Annotated in this window: 17 protein-coding genes; 8 read left to right on the top strand and 9 right to left on the bottom strand. The window is 63.0% G+C overall.

What is annotated here, in order from left to right; all coding sequences use genetic code 11:
* The first annotated feature begins 44 nt into the window (after window positions 1-44).
* On the top strand, window positions 45-854 hold the full coding sequence (locus tag NHH88_31540; protein ID USX14119.1) for a hypothetical protein: 810 nt from the start codon (window positions 45-47) through the stop codon (window positions 852-854).
* Here the strand turns inward: NHH88_31540 and NHH88_31535 are convergent, their stop codons facing one another.
* The 6 genes from NHH88_31535 to purB all read right to left on the bottom strand — a co-directional run bounded on the left by NHH88_31535 (window position 855) and on the right by purB (window position 7271).
* A complete protein-coding gene (locus tag NHH88_31535; GenBank protein ID USX14118.1) occupies window positions 855-1421 on the bottom strand; it encodes an NAD(P)H-dependent oxidoreductase in 567 nt (188 codons plus the stop codon).
* Window positions 1422-1620: 199 nt separating this feature from the next.
* A complete protein-coding gene (locus NHH88_31530) occupies window positions 1621-3774 on the bottom strand; it encodes a S46 family peptidase (protein ID USX14117.1) in 2154 nt (717 codons plus the stop codon).
* A 248-nt stretch (window positions 3775-4022) separates the two neighbouring features.
* The gene (locus tag NHH88_31525) at window positions 4023-4589 is read right to left on the bottom strand and encodes a YceI family protein (protein USX14116.1); all 567 of its coding nucleotides are present in this window, start codon (window positions 4587-4589) and stop codon (window positions 4023-4025) included.
* Window positions 4590-4635: 46 nt separating this feature from the next.
* Window positions 4636-5190, bottom strand: coding sequence for a YceI family protein (locus NHH88_31520; protein USX14115.1), 555 nt, complete (start codon window positions 5188-5190; stop codon window positions 4636-4638).
* A 28-nt stretch (window positions 5191-5218) separates the two neighbouring features.
* Window positions 5219-5749: a cytochrome b gene (locus NHH88_31515; GenBank protein USX14114.1), complete on the bottom strand. Its 531-nt coding sequence runs from the start codon at window positions 5747-5749 to the stop codon at window positions 5219-5221.
* A gap of 145 nt (window positions 5750-5894) precedes the next feature.
* Entirely contained in the window at window positions 5895-7271 is a 1377-nt protein-coding gene (gene purB, locus NHH88_31510; protein USX17490.1) for an adenylosuccinate lyase, read from the bottom strand.
* Between the two features lie 104 nt (window positions 7272-7375).
* Here purB and NHH88_31505 point away from each other — a divergent pair, with 104 nt between their 5' ends.
* From NHH88_31505 to NHH88_31480, 6 genes are all read left to right on the top strand, one after another.
* The gene (locus NHH88_31505) at window positions 7376-7987 is read left to right on the top strand and encodes a glutathione S-transferase N-terminal domain-containing protein (GenBank protein USX14113.1); all 612 of its coding nucleotides are present in this window, start codon (window positions 7376-7378) and stop codon (window positions 7985-7987) included.
* Window positions 7988-7994: 7 nt separating this feature from the next.
* The gene (locus NHH88_31500; protein USX14112.1) at window positions 7995-9050 is read left to right on the top strand and encodes a LacI family DNA-binding transcriptional regulator; all 1056 of its coding nucleotides are present in this window, start codon (window positions 7995-7997) and stop codon (window positions 9048-9050) included.
* 234 nt (window positions 9051-9284) lie between these two features.
* Window positions 9285-11585, top strand: coding sequence for a TonB-dependent receptor (locus tag NHH88_31495; protein ID USX14111.1), 2301 nt, complete (start codon window positions 9285-9287; stop codon window positions 11583-11585).
* Between the two features lie 192 nt (window positions 11586-11777).
* Window positions 11778-13640, top strand: coding sequence for an alpha-amylase family protein (locus NHH88_31490; GenBank protein ID USX14110.1), 1863 nt, complete (start codon window positions 11778-11780; stop codon window positions 13638-13640).
* 33 nt (window positions 13641-13673) lie between these two features.
* Complete coding sequence (locus NHH88_31485; protein USX14109.1) at window positions 13674-14651, top strand: PfkB family carbohydrate kinase; 978 nt, start codon at window positions 13674-13676, stop codon at window positions 14649-14651.
* On the top strand, window positions 14648-16009 hold the full coding sequence (locus tag NHH88_31480) for an MFS transporter (GenBank protein USX14108.1): 1362 nt from the start codon (window positions 14648-14650) through the stop codon (window positions 16007-16009). Before NHH88_31485 ends, NHH88_31480 begins: the two co-directional genes overlap by 4 nt.
* Window positions 16010-16022: 13 nt before the next feature.
* On the opposite strand, the gene bfr is transcribed toward NHH88_31480, so the two are convergent.
* Window positions 16023-16496, bottom strand: coding sequence for a bacterioferritin (gene bfr / locus NHH88_31475; GenBank protein USX14107.1), 474 nt, complete (start codon window positions 16494-16496; stop codon window positions 16023-16025).
* Between the two features lie 255 nt (window positions 16497-16751).
* On the opposite strand from bfr, the gene NHH88_31470 reads away from it, so the two are divergent.
* Window positions 16752-17288, top strand: coding sequence for a pyridoxamine 5'-phosphate oxidase family protein (locus NHH88_31470; GenBank protein ID USX14106.1), 537 nt, complete (start codon window positions 16752-16754; stop codon window positions 17286-17288).
* A 136-nt stretch (window positions 17289-17424) separates the two neighbouring features.
* Here the strand turns inward: NHH88_31470 and NHH88_31465 are convergent, their stop codons facing one another.
* Together NHH88_31465 and NHH88_31460 are read right to left on the bottom strand one after the other, a co-directional pair.
* The gene (locus NHH88_31465; protein ID USX14105.1) at window positions 17425-18132 is read right to left on the bottom strand and encodes an energy transducer TonB; all 708 of its coding nucleotides are present in this window, start codon (window positions 18130-18132) and stop codon (window positions 17425-17427) included.
* Window positions 18133-18134: 2 nt separating this feature from the next.
* Window positions 18135-18359, bottom strand: coding sequence for a (2Fe-2S)-binding protein (locus NHH88_31460; protein ID USX14104.1), 225 nt, complete (start codon window positions 18357-18359; stop codon window positions 18135-18137).
* Window positions 18360-18388: the final 29 nt, after the last annotated feature.

The raw sequence follows: 18388 nt of genomic DNA, 5'->3' as shown, positions 1-18388 counted from the left end.
TTCAAGGAAATAAATTGCTGCGGTGGTCTACTGGATTTCTCGTCATGATCCAGGAGCCAGCGATGTGGAACGGGAGTGGACAAGGTGCGGTGCTGGTCGCTTTGCTGCTGGCGCTGGTGTGCAGGGCGGGGCTGGCGCAGATCGGGCCGCGCTATGTGATCGACGTGAAATCCGCCGGTGGGGTGGCGGTGGTCGGACCGGCGCAGGGCAGCGTGCAACTGGTCGGCAAGGGGCTGGCGCTGGTCCGTTTCCAGGGACTGCGCCTGCTGACGGTGGGCGCGGACGCCGATGCCTACAGCGCCGAGGCGGTGCGCGACTGGCCGGCGGTCGACCTGGTGCTGGTGACACCGGCCAGTGCGGGACGCTATAACGGGTTGGCGCCGCTGGCCGCTTTGCGCGGGCTGCCGGTGATCCTGGTGGAGCCGTCCGCCGGCGCGACGGTCCCGCCCTTGCCGCTGCCATCGCCTGCGCCTGCGCCGGGCAGGAGCGACGGCCCGCACTACTATCCGATGCAAACCTGGGACGCGCTGCATCTGCGCAAGGGCAAAGCGAAGAGCAGGGATAAAACCTGGCTGAGGGTGACGGCCATGCCCGGTCAACCGGGAACGGCGCATGTGGCGGGGTTTGTGCTGGAAATGGGCAACCGCCGCACATCGTACCGGCTGTACGTCAGCTGCGCGGCGCTGGCCGCCGACGAGATCGAAGGCCTGTCGTTGCGCCTGCCTGGCGTCGACCTGGCGCTGTTGCCGGCGCGCGATGGGCCGCAGTTGTTGCCGCTGCACGCGGTGCAGGCGGCCGACAAGCCGGCCGCGCTGACGGTGGCCGGCTACGCATTCAGGGCAATTCGGCGCTGACTACTTCTTGGCGTTGGTTTCCACCCAGGCCGCGAAGGCGTCGGCGAATTTCTTCAGGAACTCCCTGGTGCGGTCGTTGTTGATCTTGCCGTCGTCGCCCAGCAGGCTGCCGGCGCCGCCGATGTAGGCTTCCGGCTGTTGCAGCACCGGCATGTCGAGGAACACCAGCGACTGGCGCAGATGATGGTTGGAACCGAAGCCGCCCACCGCGCCCGGCGAGACGGTGACCACGCCGGCCGGCTTGCCGCTCCAGGCGCTGTCGCCGTACGGACGCGAGCCGATATCGATGGCGTTCTTGAGCGGCGCCGGCACCGAGCGGTTGTACTCGGGCGTGACGAACAGCACGGCGTCGGCCTCTTTGATGCGCTGGCGGAAATGGGTCCATGCCTGCGGCGGCGTCACATCCTTTCCTTCCAGATCCTCGTTGTACAAGGCCATCTCGCCGATTTCAACGATGTTGAACTCCAGCGACGGCGGCGCCAGCGCGATCAGTTCGTGGGCGAACTTGCGGTTGATCGACTCCTTGCGCAGACTGCCGATCACTACGGCGACTTTTTTGGCGGGCATGACTTCTCCTGGTCTTGATTGGGGGAATGAATGGAAATGCTACTGTACCGCAGGCGCAAAAAAAACCACGCCGCGTTGCCGGGGCGTGGTTTTTTTTAACCCAGTGTGCCTGAACGATACGCCGGCGTTACCACTTAAGGGTCGTACCCCAAGGGGTACGACCCTGTATGGCCGTGCGGGTTCGCTGCGCGGCCGGAAATTACTCGGCGTTCATTTCCTTCAGCAGATTGTCGGCGTGGTCGACGTGCTTCATGTTCCACAGGATGTATCGCAGATCGACCTGGATGTCGCGCGTCATCGCCTTGTTGAAGTCCCAATCCGAGATGATCGAATCGAGCGTGCCGTCGAAGGCCAGGCCGATCCATTCGCCTTTGCTGTTGAGCGCGGCCGAACCGGAGTTGCCGCCGGTGATGTCCAACGTCGCCAGGTAGGCGACCGGCACCGACTTCAGCACCGGATCGACATACTTGCCGAAGTCCTTGGCCTTGATCGCGTCCAGCTGCGCCTTCGGTGCGTTGAACTCGCCTTCGCCGGTGGCCTTGGCGGCGACGCCGGCCACGGTGGTGAAGGCTTTCCAGCTAGAACCGTCGGCGCCCGGATCGCGGCCGGCGATCTTGCCGAAGGTCACGCGCAGGGTGCTGTTAGCGTCGGGATAGACCGCACGGCCCTGGCTGTTCATGTAGGCGATCTTGGCCTTCATGTAGTTGCCGTAGGCTTGTTGCAGCTTGCCGCCCAGTTCTTCCTCGGCCGCTTCTTCCTTCAGGTCGTTGTCGTACAGCGCCACGGCGGCCTTAACGAAGGCATCGTCGCTGGACTTGAAGTCCTGCGGCTTCTTGTCCAGCCACGCGGTGCGGGCGGCGGCGTCGCCCAGCTTGCTGCCGGCGTACAGCTTGTCGAGCGCCGCTTGCAGGTCGGCGCGGCTCATGCCGTCCTTGATGCCGACGACGGCGTCGAAGGCGGCGCTGCGCTGGGCGGCCGGCTGGGCTGCGTACTTGGTCAGGCTGTTCATGACCAGCGCCTTGTCGACCTTCTCGTCGTAGTTGCGCAGCAGCGCGGCGACGCTGGACTTGATGCGCGGCACGTCGCGGACCTGGTAGCCGGACTTGCGCTCGACGTCCGGCTTGGCGTTCTCGTTGGCCAGGCGGTACAGCACGCGCGCCGTGTTCAGCAGGCGCGGCTTCGAGGTTGACAGGTAGTAGTCGCGCTTGGTTTCGGCGTCGCGCTGGGCGATCAGCTTCTCGACCAGTTCGATGTCGGACGCGTATTCCTTCTTGCGGGCGGCATCGGCGTTGATCCAGGTCTTCAGCGCTTCGTGCTCGGCCGTTTTGCGGGCCAGCATATCGCTGTTGGCGTACGAGTTCAGCATGCCTTGGCGGTTCTTGTAGTAATTGTTGATGCTGGCAACCTGCGACGCATACTTCAGCGCGGTGTCCTTGTCATCCTTGGTCATGGCGGCGATGGTCGCCAGGTTCTCGGCGGACGTTTTCACGAAGGCCGGATAGCTCCAGTCGAAGGTGAAGGCCACTTCCGACGGCAGGCGGTGGCGGTTGGTGCGGCCCGGGTAGCCCAGCACCATGATGAAATCGCCTTCCCTGCTGCCTTCCTTGGCCAGCTTCAGATAGTGCTGCGGCACGTAGGGAACGTTGTCCTTGCTGTAGTCGGCGGCCTTGCCGTCCTTGCTGACGTAGGCGCGGTAGAAGCCGTAGTCGCCGGTGTGGCGCGGCCACATCCAGTTGTCGGTATCGCCGCCGAACTTGCCGACGCCTTCCGGCGGCGCGTGCACCAGGCGCACGTCGCGGATCTCGAGCTGCTTGCTCAGATAGAACTCCAGGCCGCCGTAGAACGACGACACGGTGCAACGATGGCCGGCGTCTTTTTCGCATTCGGCGGTGATGGCCTTGCTGTTTTTCTCGATCGCATCGCTGCGCTTCTTGCCGCTCAGTTTGGCGACGGCGGGCGTCACCACCTGCTTGCTGACGTCGGTGACGGCCTTGGTCACGAAGATGCGGCTGCCGGGCGCTGCCGGCAACTCTTCGCCGAAGTTCTTGGCCAGGAAACCGTTGGCCAGCAGATTGCGTTCCGGCGTCGAATTATGCGCGACGCTGCCGTAGACGCAATGGTGGTTGGTGGCAACGAGGCCTTGTGGCGACACGAACGACGCCGAGCAACCGCCGAGGCTGACGATGGCGCCGGCCGGGAACTCGGTCAGCTTGGTCAGGTTGGCGGGGTCCAGTTCGAGGCCGGCGGCTTTCAATTCCTTAGCCACTTGTGGCAGCTGTTGCGGCATCCACATGCCTTCGTCGGCGTGGGCGGCGGTGCTCAGGATGGCGAGCGCGATCAGAGTCTTATGCATTTATATCGTTTCCAAAGTGGTGACGTGGGACAGCGCTGAGAGTATCCGCAGCATTACCGTATACGTCAACCAGATTTTGACGATGCGCAAAAACAACTCCGGGGTCAGGTCCCCCATTGCTACACGGCCTCATGTGTAGGTGGCGGACCCGACCCCGGAGTCGGGATGTTTCCTTGTTGGGGAGGACATCAAACCAGTCCTACGGTCCAGCTCCTGTAGCAATGGAGGACCTGACCCCGGAGTTGCTTTTAGTCGGCTTTGATGGCTTCGATCTGGATCGCCAGTTTGACTTCCGGGGCGAAGGCCGGGGTGGCGTAGTTCAGGCCGAAATCGGTGCGCTTGAACTCGGCCGAGGCGTCGGCGCCGCACACTTCCTTCTTGTAGCGCGGGTGCATGATGCACTTGAATTTGTCGACCTTCAGCGCGACCGGCTTGGTCACGCCCAGCATCGTCAGTTCGCCGTCGACGCCGACCAGCTTGTCACCTTCGAACTTGAACGATTTGCTCTTGTAGGTGATGGTCGGGAATTTCTCGACGTTGAACATGTCCGGGCCGCGCGCGTGGCTGTCCATCTTGTCGAAACCGAAGTTGATCGAGGCCGGGTCGATGGCGATGTCCAGCGAGCCAGTCTTGGCCTTGGCGTCCAGGGTGACCGTGCCGCTGGTCTTGTTGAACTTGCCGCGCCATACCGACAGACCCATGTGGTCGGCCTCGAAGCTCGGGAAGGTGTGCGTCGGGTCGATGTTGTAGGTGGCGGCGATGGCGGACGTGGCCGAGGCGGCCAGCAACGTGGCGACCAGGATCTGTAATTTCATGCGGTGTGTCTCCCTGAGTGGATTGCGAGTGGTTTATTGACCGGACTTATTGGCCGGCTACTACGTGAAACTTGATCGTGACGTCGTCGGCCACCATGCTGGTGTCCTTCCATTCGCCTTCGCCGATGTTGTAGGTCAGGCGTTTGATCGGCAGCGCGCCGTCGAACACTTGCTTGCCGCCCTCGGTCTTGACCGTCAGCGGGAAGGTGATGTCGGTGGTCTTGCCTTTGATGGTCAGCTTGCCGGTGACGGTGAGCTTGCCGGCGCCGGCGCTTTTGATGGCGCTCGAGACGAAGGTCGCTTTCGGGAACTGGGCCGAGTTGAACCATTCCTTCTTGGCCACTTCCTTGTTGTACTCCGGGTCGCCCATGTCCAGGCTGGCCGTTTCGACTTCGACCGTGGCCTTGGAGGCGTCCGGCTTGGCGGCGTCGTAGTCGATGGCGACCGTGTATTTCTTGAACTTCGATTCGATCGGCACGTTCATTTGCTTGAACGTGGCCGAGACCGAGCTCTTGGCTGGATCGGTCTTCAACACGGCGGCGCTGGCGGCCAGCGCGACACCCATCAGGGAGACGAGGGCGATTTTTTTCATGGTTTTCATAGTGGCTCCGGTAGGGTGAGGATTACGACTACACGCGCGGCAACATGCGCTTGAGCGTGATGTCGCGGTCGATAAAGTGATGCTTCAGCGCGGCCAGAGCGTGGGCGACAACGACACCCGCCATCGTCATGACCAAAACATAATGAACAGTTTTTAAGATTGCCTTAAGTTCAGGGTCCGGTCCGATCAGCGCCGGCAGGGTGACCAGCTTGAGGTAGACCACCGGCACGCCGGCGGCGCTGCCGTACAGGTAGCCGGAGATCGGCGCGGCGAACATCAGGAAGTACAGCAGGTAATGGACGCCGTCGGCGACCTTGTGCTGCCACGCCGGGATGCTGACCAGCGGCGCCGGCGGCCGGTTCGCCAGGCGCCACAGCAGGCGGAGCGCGGCCAGCGCGAGCACCGTCACGCCCAGCCATTTGTGCCAGGAGAAGTATTTGAGCTTGGTCGGCGTGAAGCCGGGAATGGCGACCATCGTCAGGCCGAGGAAGAAGGCCGATACGATCATCAGCGCGATCAGCCAGTGCAGCAGCATTGCCGTCTTGGTATAGCGTTGCATGGGGTGGTGCTCCAGAAAATAGTACGTGTTAGGACTAACGTTGGGGCTAATATATCAAAGAAACGCGCCTTGTGCTGGCGGGCAAGAAAAAAGCCCCCGGGACTTGCGTCGCGGAGGCTAGTGTATGACATATTGCTAATTTACATCAGATGGCTTTTGCCAGAGCCGGAGCGATGCCGATGTAGTTGGCGGGCGTCATGTCCAGCAGCAGGTCTTTGGCTTCCTGGGGAATGCTCAGGCCGAGGATGAACTCGCGCAGCGCGTCCTTGGAGATGCCCTTGCCGCGCGTCAGTTCCTTCAGTTGCTCGTACGGGTTCTCGATGCCGTAGCGGCGCATCACCGTTTGCACCGGCTCGGCCAGCACTTCCCAGTTGGCGTCCAGATCGGCGGCCAGGCGGGCGTGGTTCACTTCCAGCTTGTTGAGGCCGCGCAGGCAGCTGTCGTAGGCCAGCAAGGTGTAGCCGAAGCCGACGCCGATGTTGCGCAGCACGGTCGAGTCGGTCAGGTCACGCTGCATGCGCGAGACCGGCAGTTTCTCGGACAGATGCTTGAGCACGGCGTTGGCCAGGCCCAGGTTGCCTTCGGAGTTTTCGAAGTCGATCGGGTTGACCTTGTGCGGCATGGTCGACGAGCCGATTTCGCCGGCCTTGGTCTTTTGCTTGAAGTAGCCCAGCGACACGTAGCTCCAGATGTCGCGGTTCAAGTCCAGCAGGATGGTGTTGACGCGGGCGAAGGCGTCGAACAGTTCGGCCATGTAGTCGTGCGGTTCGATCTGGATGGTGTACGGGTTGAACACCAGGCCCAGGCGCTGCTCGATGACGTCCCTGGAGAACGCCGCCCAGTCGAACGACGGATACGCCGACAGGTGGGCGTTGTAGTTGCCGACCGCGCCGTTCATTTTGCCGAGGATCTCGACCTGCTCGATGCGCTTGATGGCGCGCTGCAGGCGGGCGACGACGTTGGCCATCTCCTTGCCCAGCGTGGTCGGGCTGGCGGTCTGGCCGTGGGTGCGCGACAGCATCGGCACATCGGCGTTGGCGATGGCGATCTCGGTCAGGCGGGCGATGACGTTGCGCAGCGACGGCAGCATGACGCCGTCGCGGGCCGCCTTGAGCATCATGCCGTGCGAGGTGTTGTTGATGTCTTCCGAGGTGCAGGCGAAGTGGATGAACTCCGACGCGGCGACCAGTTCCGGCACGTCCTTGACCTGTTCCTTGAGCCAGTATTCCACGGCCTTGACGTCGTGGTTGGTGACCGCTTCGATCTCCTTGATGCGGGCGGCGTCGCTTTCCTTGAACTCGTTGGCGATCTTGTCGAGCAGCGCGGTGCCGGCGGCCGAAAACGGCTTGATCTCGGCGAAACCGGCCAGCGACAGCGCTTGCAGCCAGGAGATTTCCACTTTGACGCGGTGGTGCATGAAGCCCGATTCGGACAGGATGGGCCGCAGCAGGTCGGTTTTGCCGGCGTAGCGGCCGTCCAGCGGCGACAGCGCCGACAACGTGGAGTAAGCAGGTGTGGTCATGATCGAGGAGGGGAAGTTGAAGAAGGCAAAACGTGATTTTACCATTGGCGGGGGGCGACCCCGCCGATGTTATACTGTCTGCTAACCTTCTACTCTATGCATCCATGAAACTTATCGGTTCCCTCGCCAGTCCTTATGTCCGTAAAGTTCGCGTCGTCCTGGCCGAAAAAAAGCTCGATTGCCAGTTTGAGCTGGAAAACGTGTGGGCGCCCGATACGGCCATCAGCACCCTGAACCCGCTGGGCAAGGTGCCGGCCCTGGTCATGGAGGACGGCAGCGTGATGATCGATTCGCGCGTGATGGTCGAGTACCTGGACACGCTGACGCCGGTGTGCAAGCTGCTGCCGCCGAATGGCCGCGACCGCGCCGACGTCAAATGCTGGGAGGCGCTGGCCGACGGCATGCTGGACGCCGCGATCACCGTACGCCTGGAGCGCACCCAGCGTCCTATCGAGCTGCAAAGCGAGGACTGGATCGCGCGCCAGATGCGCAAGGTCCATCTGGGCCTGGCGGCGCTGTCGGAAAAACTCGGCGAGCAGGCCTACTGCGCCGGTAAGAACTATTCGCTGGCCGACGTGGCGGTCGGCTGTACCCTGGGCTGGCTGTCGTTCCGCTTCCCCGAGATCACCTGGCGCGACGACCACGCCAACCTGGCCAAATTGTTCGACAAACTGTCGGAACGCCAGTCGTTCAAAGACACCGTGCCATCCGCCTGAAGTGGCCATGCCTAAACTGACGCCGCCCGACGCGGATAGCGCTTCCGCGCAACAGCGGCGATTGCAGATGGCCGATATCGCCCGGCTGGCCGGCGTTTCCACGTCCACCGTGTCGCGCGCGCTGGCCGGCAGCAAATTGGTCAGTGAAGAGACGCGCGTGCGCATCATGGAGCTGGCGCGCTCGCTCAAGTACACCATCAACATCGGCGCGCAGAACCTGCGCATGAAGCAGAACCGTACCGTCGGCGTGGTGATTCCGTACGACCCGGCCACGCGCCAGCATTTGTCCGATCCGTTTTTCCTGGGGATGCTGGGCAGCCTGGCCGACGCGCTCACCGAGCAGGGTTTCGACATGCTGGTTTCGCGCGTCAACGCCGAGGAGCTGGACGCGGCGGCCGGGCCGTTCGACACCGGCCGCGTGATTGGCATCGTGTTGATCGGCCAGTGGCGCCATCACGAACAACTGAACCAGCTGGCGGCGCGCCACGTGCCGATCGTGGTGTGGGGCGCGCAATTGCCGCAGCAGCTGTACTGCACCGTCGGCGGCGACAACCTGACCGGCGGCGAACTGGCCGTCACCCATTTGCTGGAAGAGGGCCGCAAGCGCATCGCCTTCTTCGGCGATATCAATTTGCCCGAGGTCGGACAGCGTTACGAAGGCTATTGCCGCGCGCTGCGCAAGGCCGGCATCGAGGTCGATCCGGCGTTGCAGGTGTCAGTGTCGTTCCTGCCCGACGGGGGACGCGAGGCGGTCGACACACTGATGGCGCGCGGCGTGCCGTTCGACGCCATCTTCGCCGGCAGCGATTTGCTGGCCATGACCGCCGTTAATACGATGCGCGAGCATGGCTTGTTCGTGCCGGGGCAGGTGGCCGTCGTCGGTTATGACGATATCGAGTTGTCGACCTATTTCCATCCGCCGCTGACCACCGTGCAGCAGCCGATCCGCGAGGCCGGCCAGGCGCTGGTGGCTTCGCTGCTGGAATTGGTCGAGGGCCGTCCGTCGCCATCGCTGCAGCTTCCGACCAAGCTGGTGGTACGTTCGAGCAGCCGTACCGTCTGATGACCGTCTGTTTTTCGCAACCGATTGCATAAATTTAATGGTGCGTTGCACCATTAATCCTTGTTTGCAAACGAATCAGTTCTAACTTCTCACTGCGTCTCCTCCGCGGAAATTGCCTAGAAAACATATTGCGGCGCAACTATGCAATCGATTGCGTAAAATTCGTGTTCAAGGAATAATGGCGTACCTGCTCAACAAAACAGCAGAGCAAAACGACAATATCTGGAGACCACCATGAAACACCGCACCATCAAACTGGCCGCCATGACGGCCGCCGTCGCCGCCGCCGTCCTGCACATGGGCGTCGCCGCCGCGCAGGACGCCGCAGTTCCCGCCACCGCCGCCGCACCAGCCGACGGGTTGAACATGGAGCGCGTGGTGGTCACCGGCACCACCACCGGCTCGTCGAAAATGAAGACCAGCGTGTCGATCAGCACCATCGAGGGGGACGTCATCAAGAATTCGGCGGCGCTGAGCGCGGCCGAAGTGCTGCGCGCCGTGCCGGGTGTGCGCGCCGAGTCGTCGGGCGGCGAGGGCAACGCCAACATCACCGTGCGCGGCGTGCCGGTATCGGCCGGCGGCGCGCGCTATGTGCAGATCCAGGAGGACGGCCTGCCGGTGCTGCAGTCGGGCGACTTCAACTTCATCACCCCCGACAGCTACGTCAAGATCGACGGTACGCTCGACCACCTGGAAGTGGTGCGCGGCGGCTCGGCATCGACCCTGGCGACCAACGCGCCGGGCGGCATCATCAACTTCATCACCAAGACCGGCGAGGAGAAGGGCGGCCATATCGGCATCAGCCGCGGCCTCGGTTACGACGAGACCCGCTACGACTTCGACTACGGCTCGCCGATCTCGGACAAGACCCGCTTCTTCATCGGCGGCAGCTACCGCACCGGCGAAGGCGTGCGCGATAGCGGCATGAGCACCGCCAGCGGCGGCCAGATTCGCGGCAATATCACGCATGACCTGGACAATGGCTTTATCCGCCTGTCGTTCAAGCACGTCGACGACAAGTCGCCGACCGCCCTGCCGGTGCCGGTGCGCGTGGTGAACCAGAAGATCACCGAAATCCCGGGCATCGATCCACGCACGGTGAGCTTCTATTCGCCGAACTGGGTGCGCGATGTCACGCTGGGCAAGAACAACACGCCGGTGTCGACCGACGTCAACGACGGCCTGCATGTGAAGAGCAATTCGATCGGCCTGGAAGGCTCGTTCGACCTGGGCGACGGCTGGAACCTGAGTAACAAGTTCCGCGCCTCCGACAACAGCGGCCGCTTTACCGGCGTCTTCGCCGGTAACAATGGCGTGAACGGCAACTACACCTTCGCCACCGGTCCGAATCGCGGCCAGGCCTACAACGGCGCCGCCTTCTCGGCGGTGGTGTTCAACACCTCGATCGACGACGCCGGCAATACGCTCAACGACACCAAGCTGTCGAAGACCTTCAAGCTGGCCGACGGCGCCAAGCTGACCACCACCGCCGGCCTGTATCTGTCGAACCAGAAGCTGGCGCTGACGTGGAACTTCAACGAGTACCTGATGCAGCTGAGCGGCGACAAGCCTGCGCTGCTGCAAACGGCCAGCACCACGCCAGGCCTGGTCGGTCCGGCCTTCGGTGGCTGCTGCATGCGCGCGGTCGACATGGAGTACAAACTGACGTCGCCTTACCTGAACGTGGGCTACGAGGCCGGCCCGCTGAACCTGGACGCGAGCGTGCGCCAGGACCGCCAGGAAGCCAACGGCACCGCCAACATCGCCACCGGCGGCCTGCGCTACGATCCGGCCACCGAGCAGATGGTCAACTACAAGATCAACCACACCTCGTATTCGGTCGGTGGCAACTACCGCATCACCAACAACCTGGCGGCGTTCGCGCGCGTCAGCGATGGCGTGGCGTTCAACGCGGACCGTATCCTGTTCGGCACGCCGCTGGATGGTTCGGCCCCGATCAACATCAACACCGTCAAGCAGCTGGAAGGTGGCGTGAAATGGCGCAGCGGTGGTTTGAGCACCTTCGTGACGCTGTTCCAGGCCAAGACCGACGAGAGCAACTACGAGGCGACCACGCAGCGCAGCACCTCCAACAAGTATGACGCCAAGGGTGTGGAGCTGGAAGGCGCGTATTCGATCGGCGACTTCCGCATCAGCGGCGGCGCGACCTACACGCATGCCAAGATCACCGGCACGGCCGCCGCCGACGTGGCAAATATCGGGAATTCGCCACGCCGCCAGGCCAAGTGGATTTACCAGGTCGCGCCGACCTACACCATCGGCGATGCCACGGTCGGCGCCAGCGTGATCGGCACCGGCAAGTCGTGGGGTGACGATGCGCACACCATCGAGATGCCGGCGTATGCTGTGGTCAACGCGTTCGTGAACTACCGCGTGACCGAGAAGGCCACCGTGTCGCTGAGCGCCAATAACCTGTTCAACAAGATCGGTTATACCGAGGTGGAAGGCGACGGCCATGCCGCACGCTCGATCACCGGCCGCGCCGCGAAGGTCACCTTGTCGTACGCCTTCTAAGCAGGACCAAGCGTCAATCTGAACACGTAGGGCGGATTAGCGCAGCGTAATCCGCCAATGCGTGCTCCGTCGGCGGCTCATAGATGGCGGATTACGGCGTTCCGCCTAATCCGCCCTACGTGTTCATTCGACGGTTCACAAGCCACGGGCCTTAGGCCAAGACCCACGAATCAATCACCAAGCCTTTCGACTATGCCCTCTCAAGTAACCTCGGACCGCCTGCTCGCGGTCCTTCCCGAAGATCTCCGGCCACAGGCGGCTGACCGCCTAAAGACCGCCGAGCCGGTGCTGCGCCGCCTGCTGGCCGGCCTGTACGGAGACCACGCCCACTTCGACGCATGGCTCGGCGATCTGATGGAATCCCTGGGCAAGCTGTATGCCGAGCGCCCCCCCGAACTGCGCGCGCTCGACATCCAGCGCATCGCACAACCAGATTGGTTCCTCAACCAGCGCATGCTGGGCTACTGCGCCTACGTGCAGAACTTCGGCGGCAATTTGAACGGCGTCGCCGACCGCATCCCGTATCTTGAAGAACTGGGCGTCAGCTACCTGCACCTGCTGCCGTTCCTGCGCCCGCGCGAAGGCGAAAACGACGGCGGCTTCGCCGTCACCAGTTTCGACGAAGTCGATCCGGCGCTGGGCACCAACGCCGACCTGCACGACCTGACCACGCGCCTGCGCACCGCCGGCATCAGCCTGTGCTCCGATTTCATCCTGAACCACGTCGCCGACGACAACCAATGGGCATTGGCCGCAAAAGCCGGCGATGCGAAAGCGCGCGCGATGTTCCACGTCTTCCCCGATCGCGACATGCCGGACCGCCATGAACGCACCTTGGGCCAGGTGTTCCCGCAAGTCGCCCCGGGCAATTTCACCTACGTCGAAGCGATGGGCGGCTGGGTGTGGACCACGTTCTATCCGTACCAGTGGGACATGAACTGGTCCAACCCCGACGTCTTCGCCGAGATGGCGGCGGCCATGCTGCGCCTGGCCAATCGCGGCATCGAAGTGTTCCGCCTCGATTCGACCGCCTTCTTGTGGAAGCGCGAAGGCACCAACAGCATGAACCAGCCGGAGGCGCACCAGATCCTGCAAGCCTTGCGCGCCATCGTCGACATCGTCGCGCCGGGCGTGCTGCTCAAGGCCGAGGCCATCGTGCCGACGCGCGAGCTGCCCGCCTACCTGGGCAGCGCCGCCGCGCCGGAATGCCATATCGCCTATCACAGCAGCCTGATGGCCGCCGGGTGGGTCGCGCTGGCGGAGCAAAACACCGGCGTGCTGCGCGAGGTGATCCGCAATACGCCGGCGCTGCCGTCGGCCGCCACCTGGCTCAGTTATGTGCGCTGCCACGACGACATCGGCTGGAACGTGCTGCGCGCCGAAGCGGAAGTCGGTTCGGCCGCCGGCAGCGCCGCGCGGCTGGCCGGCGCGGCGCGCTTCTTCAGCGGCGCCGAGGGCAGTTACGCCTGCGGCGCCGCCTTCCAGAGCACCGATCCGAACGCGGCCCACGGCAGCAACGGCATGGCCGCGTCGCTGACCGGTTTGCAGACCGCGACCAACGAGGAGGAACGTTCGCTGGCGCTGCGCCGCATGCATTTGCTGCACGGCCTGGCGTTGAGCTTTGGCGCGCTGCCGGTGCTGTACATGGGCGACGAGCTGGCGATGGAAAACGACTACAGTTATCTGGATCGTCCACAGCACGCAATGGACAGCCGCTGGCTGCAGCGACCCGTCTTCGACGAGCAGCGCTGGAAGCACCGCTACGATAAAAGCAGCGCGCCGGGGATCATGTTCCAGGGGCTGGCCAATTTGATACGCGTGCGCCGCAAGCAGGATGCGCTGGCCGCCAACGCGCCGCGCGCGCTGCTGGCAGGCGCGCCTGACGGCGTGCTGGCGCTGGCGCGCGGCGACAGCTTCCTGACCTTGATGAACTTCACCGGCCAGCCGCAGGACTACCCGCTGCAAGGCATGTGGAGCGACTGCGCGGCGCCGGGCAATGTCGAAGGAACGATCACCCTGGCGCCTTACGCGATGCACTGGCTGGCACGCGAATAATATAAAATCGCCCGAGAGGGCGTGGAGACATGCATGGAAACAGGTATAACCCAACAAACCATCGCCGTATTCGGCGAGGCGCTGGTCGACGATTTCATCACCGAGCAGGTTGTCGGCGGTGCGCCGTTCAACGTCGCGCGCAATCTGGCGGCGTTCGGCGTGTCCACCCTGATGGTCACGCGCATCGGTGACGACAAGAACGGCGCGTTGATGCGCGCGGAGTTCGAGCGCTTCGGCATGAGCCAGGCCGGCCTGCAGATCGATCCGAACGAGGCCACCGGCCGCGTGGTGGTCGAGCGCAACGAGCAGGGCCACCGCTTCATCATCCTGCCCGACCAGGCTTACGACTATGTGGAGACAGGGCCCGCGCTGGTGGCGCTGGCCGACGCCAAGCCGGGTGTCATCTATTTCGGCACGATGGCGCAGCGCCACGAGTGCTCGCGCAATACGGTGCGGGAGATGCTGCGCAATTCCGACGCCACGCGCTATCTGGATTTGAACGTGCGAGACGGGCAGGTGACGGAACGCTGCGCCTTCGAGTCGCTGCATCTGGCCGATGTCGTCAAGGTCAACGAGGAAGAGCTCAAGGATTTATTCAGTTGGTACACGCACACCAAGCCGGGCACCAAGGCGATCGACAGCCCGGAAATGGTGGAGGCCTGCCAGGCGTTGATGCGCATCTTCTCGCTCAAGGGATTGATCGTCACGCTCGGCGAACGCGGCGCGCTGCACTTCGGCGCCGACGGCGCCGTCACCGCCAACCAGGAGTGCCACGCGCCGGCGCGCATTGTCGACACGGTCGGCGCGGGCGACGCCTTCTCGGCCGTGTTCCTGTTCGGCCAGTCGCAGGGCTGGTCGCTGCCGCTCACGCTGGCGCGCGCCAACGCCTTCGCCGGCGCCATCTGCGGCATCTCCGGCGCGGTGCCGGCCGATATCGCCTTCTATCAGCCGTGGATCGCCTGCTGGCGCAGCGGCGGCGTGTTACCGACCAAAGCCGGGGCGATGGTATGAGCGGCGGCGGCGGCATGAAGCCGCATCTGTCGTTCTGGCAGATCGTCAATATGAACATCGGCTTCTTCGGCATCCAGTTCAGCTTTGGCCTGCAGCAAAGCAGCATGAGTCCCATCTACAAATACCTGGGCGCCGACGAGGCGAGCCTGCCGTATCTGTGGCTGGCCGGCCCGATGACCGGGCTGCTGGTGCAGCCGCTGATCGGCGCGATGAGCGACCGCACCGTCACGCGCTGGGGGCGGCGCACGCCGTACTTCCTGATCGGCGCGATCCTGTGCAGCCTTGGCCTGCTGGCGATGCCGTTCAGCCCCACGTTGTGGATGGCGGCCAGCCTGCTGTGGATTTTGGACGCGGCCAACAACGTGACCATGGAGCCGTACCGCGCCTTCGTCAGCGACAAGCTGGCGCCGAAGCAGCACTCATTGGGCTTCCTGACGCAGAGCGCCTTCACCGGCCTGGGTCAAACGCTGGCCTATCTGACGCCGTCGCTGCTGGTCTGGCTGGGCATGAACAAGGATGCCGTCAACAGCAGCCATATTCCGCACATCGTCATCGTCGCCTTTTTGATCGGCGCTGTGTTCTCGATCAGCTCCGTGCTGTGGACCTTGAAGACGACGCCAGAGCATCCGCTGACCACGCAGGAGCTGGCGGAGATCCGTTCGCGCCCCGCCGGCTGGCGCCATACCTTGGGCGACATCGTCAGCGCGGTGCGCGAAATGCCGTCGACGATGAAGCAACTGGCGTGGGTCAAGCTGTTCCAGTGGTATGCGATGTTCTGCTACTGGCAGTACATCATGCTGTCGCTGTCGACCACTTTGTACGGCACCACCGACCAGGCGTCGCAGAGATTCCGCGACGCCGGTTTGCTGGCCGGGCAGGTTGGGGCGTTTTATAACTTCATCGCGTTCATCGGCGCGCTGGCGCTGGTGCCGTTCACGCGCAAGTACGGGCCGAAGCTGACGCATAGCGTGTGCCTGATGCTGGCCGGTTTCGCGATGCTGAGTATTCCGATGATCCACTCCCCGGCGCTGTTGTTCGTGCCGATGGTCGGTATCGGCCTGGCGTGGGCTTCCATCATGGGCAATCCGTATGTGATGCTGGCCGGGTGCATTCCGCCGGAGCGTACCGGGGTTTATATGGGCATCTTCAATATGTTCATCGTGATCCCGATGATCATCCAGATCTTCACCTTGCCTTTGTACTACCGCAGCCTGCTGGGCGGGAATCCGGAGAACGTGATCCGGCTGGCCGGTGGCCTGATGCTGTGCGGCGCGGTGGCCGTGCTGTTCGTGAAATTGAAAAAGCCGCAGGCGGAGGGCCTGCGGCTTAAGGATAACGAGGTGACCGGCGCCGCGTGACGCCGCTGGCTCTTTATTCTTCGATGATCTGGCTTTGCAGGTAGTTCTGGATACCGATCTTGCCGATCAGGTCCAGCTGTGTTTCGAGCCAGTCGATGTGCTCTTCGGTGTCTTCCAAAATCATCAGCAGCAGGTCGCGCGAGACGTAGTCGCCTGCCTTCTCTGCGGTGGCGATGCCTTCCTTGACGGTCAGTTGGGCGCCTTTTTCCAGCGCCAGGTCGCAGCCGATCATTTCTTCGGTGTGCTCGCCGATCATGATCTTGTGCATCGCTTGCAGGTTCGGCAGGCCGTCGAGCATCAGGATGCGGTCGATCAGCTTGTCGGCGTGTTTCATTTCGCCGATGGATTCTTCGTATTCCTTCTTCGCGATCTTTTCCAGACCCCAGTGCTTGTACATGCGCGCGTGGAGGAAATACTGGTTGATGGCGGTGAGTTCGTTGGTCAGCTGTGCGTTCAACAAACGGATAACTTCTGGATCGCCCTTCATGGGTTGCTTTCTAAAATGGTGTCGAATACCCGCATTCTGCCACGAACGGGCTTTCGAGGCGTAGCCGCACGGCCGTAAATCGTGTCCGGCGGCGTAAAACTGTATCAATATCCCCGGAGTGAGATTGTTGGCGTTAATGAAAACAATTAACATTCGCACCACCACGTGGCGCCAGTGTGAGGCAGCCCACCGAGTGTTGGCGCCGCCAGGGCTAACATGGGTGCTCTACTTATACGTACTTACCAGGAGCGCGCCATGGATTCGATCAATGCCAACCAGCCGGAACATAACCATCAGGATTTGATCGGCGAGGACGCCGTCAAGAAAATCAAGGACTTCGTCGATAGCACGCCCGGCTGCTTCTTCTGCACCAACGATGGCGACGGCGGCCCGGGCGACGCGCGGCCGATGATGGCGCAGCAGGTCGACGATCTGGGTAACATTTGGTTCATCAGCGCCAGCGACAGTTTGAAGAACCAGGAACTGGCGGCCGATCCGTCGGCGACCTTGTACTTCCAGGGTTCGGCCCATTCGGAGTTCATGCACATCGAGGGCGTGGCCACCGTGCTGCGCGACCGCGCCAAGCTCAAAGAGTTGTGGAGCTTTACGATGAAGACATGGTTCACCGAGGGCGAGGACGATCCGCGCATCACGCTGATCAAGTTCGCGCCGACGTATGGTTATTATTGGGATACCAAGCATGGCCGCGCGGTGGCGGGCGTGAAGATGCTGATCGGCGCGGTGATCGGCAAGACGCTCGACGATTCGATCGAGGGTCGTTTGGATTTGTGATGGCACGTAGGGCGGATTAGGCGGCACGCCGTAATCGGCCATGCATGCGTCACCGACGACGCATGCATGGCCGATTACGCTGCGCTAATCCGCCCTACGTGTTTTAGATTGCGCACGGGCTGCGTGGCCCGGACGCTCAACCCAGTTGGAAGTTGATCGGCACCAGCGCGTACACCGGAATGGCCTTGCCATCCTCGATATACGGTTTGTACAGCGCGCGCAGCACGGCCTGGCGGCCGGCTTCATCCAACTTCTCGGAGCCCGACGATTTTTGAATCGTCACTTGCTCCGCCTGGCCTTTTTCCCCGATCAGCACGCGCAGCATCACCACGCCGCTCTCGCCCATGCGACGGGCCATGCTCGGGTACACCGGCTGCGGGGCGCGGATATATTCAACACCTGTGATGGTTTTCGGCGCCGCTGGAGCAGCAGGCGCCGGCGTCGGCGGCGCCACCGGTCCGGCGACGGCCGGCGTGGACGGCTGGTTGGTGCGCGGCGTCGGTGGCGCGACGGTGATCGTCGGCTCGACCTGCGGCGTGGCCAGTTGCGGCATCGGTGGAATGTAGGTCGGCGTGAGCTTCACGACCGGCACCGTCTTCGGCGGCGGCGGGGCTGGCTTGAGCGGCTCGGGCGAGGCGACGAAGGTCACCGTGACCACCTTGGGCATGACCGCGACGGCGATCTTGCTCATCATCCCCGAACTGATCGCGTAAAACATCAGCGCATGACCCACGACGATGGCCGCCAATGGCGCGAACCGGCGTCCCCGCGCCTTCAGTTGGCGCAGTCCGGCGTCGTTCACGGACAGCGAGGGCGCCGTCCGGCTATAGGTCATGGTGTTCATAATTAGTTGGTGAAGACAGGGCGCTTCAGCACGGTTTCTTTGATCTCTGCGGTGGCCTGGATCGTTGCCAGATGCTCGTTGAGGATTTGTTCGGCGCAGTCGAAGCATTGGCCGCAGCAGGTCGATACGCCCAGGTCGCGGCGCAGTTCTTCGATCGAGGCTACGCCCAGCTCCACGGCTTGACGAATTTCACGATCAGATATGTTGTTGCAGACACATACAATCATTGACGCACCTTCTGGCTAGCTGCTGAAAC

This window comes from Oxalobacteraceae bacterium OTU3CAMAD1 (genome assembly GCA_024123915.1).
In the GTDB taxonomy this organism is placed as follows: Bacteria; Pseudomonadota; Gammaproteobacteria; order Burkholderiales; family Burkholderiaceae_D; genus Rugamonas.
This window is presented reverse-complemented; position numbering and strand designations above follow the sequence as displayed.

What these genes read in the sequence shown, in the direction of transcription:
- NHH88_31540 (USX14119.1), top strand. Translation starts at nt 45, where the DNA reads ATGATCCAGGAGCCAGCGATGTGGAACGGGAGTGGACAAGGTGCGGTG.
- NHH88_31535 (USX14118.1), bottom strand. Translation starts at nt 1,421, where the DNA reads ATGCCCGCCAAAAAAGTCGCCGTAGTGATCGGCAGTCTGCGCAAGGAG.
- NHH88_31530 (USX14117.1), bottom strand. Translation starts at nt 3,774, where the DNA reads ATGCATAAGACTCTGATCGCGCTCGCCATCCTGAGCACCGCCGCCCAC.
- NHH88_31525 (USX14116.1), bottom strand. Translation starts at nt 4,589, where the DNA reads ATGAAATTACAGATCCTGGTCGCCACGTTGCTGGCCGCCTCGGCCACG.
- NHH88_31520 (USX14115.1), bottom strand. Translation starts at nt 5,190, where the DNA reads ATGAAAACCATGAAAAAAATCGCCCTCGTCTCCCTGATGGGTGTCGCG.
- NHH88_31515 (USX14114.1), bottom strand. Translation starts at nt 5,749, where the DNA reads ATGCAACGCTATACCAAGACGGCAATGCTGCTGCACTGGCTGATCGCG.
- purB (USX17490.1), bottom strand. Translation starts at nt 7,271, where the DNA reads ATGACCACACCTGCTTACTCCACGTTGTCGGCGCTGTCGCCGCTGGAC.
- NHH88_31505 (USX14113.1), top strand. Translation starts at nt 7,376, where the DNA reads ATGAAACTTATCGGTTCCCTCGCCAGTCCTTATGTCCGTAAAGTTCGC.
- NHH88_31500 (USX14112.1), top strand. Translation starts at nt 7,995, where the DNA reads ATGCCTAAACTGACGCCGCCCGACGCGGATAGCGCTTCCGCGCAACAG.
- NHH88_31495 (USX14111.1), top strand. Translation starts at nt 9,285, where the DNA reads ATGAAACACCGCACCATCAAACTGGCCGCCATGACGGCCGCCGTCGCC.
- NHH88_31490 (USX14110.1), top strand. Translation starts at nt 11,778, where the DNA reads ATGCCCTCTCAAGTAACCTCGGACCGCCTGCTCGCGGTCCTTCCCGAA.
- NHH88_31485 (USX14109.1), top strand. Translation starts at nt 13,674, where the DNA reads ATGGAAACAGGTATAACCCAACAAACCATCGCCGTATTCGGCGAGGCG.
- NHH88_31480 (USX14108.1), top strand. Translation starts at nt 14,648, where the DNA reads ATGAGCGGCGGCGGCGGCATGAAGCCGCATCTGTCGTTCTGGCAGATC.
- bfr (USX14107.1), bottom strand. Translation starts at nt 16,496, where the DNA reads ATGAAGGGCGATCCAGAAGTTATCCGTTTGTTGAACGCACAGCTGACC.
- NHH88_31470 (USX14106.1), top strand. Translation starts at nt 16,752, where the DNA reads ATGGATTCGATCAATGCCAACCAGCCGGAACATAACCATCAGGATTTG.
- NHH88_31465 (USX14105.1), bottom strand. Translation starts at nt 18,132, where the DNA reads ATGAACACCATGACCTATAGCCGGACGGCGCCCTCGCTGTCCGTGAAC.
- NHH88_31460 (USX14104.1), bottom strand. Translation starts at nt 18,359, where the DNA reads ATGATTGTATGTGTCTGCAACAACATATCTGATCGTGAAATTCGTCAA.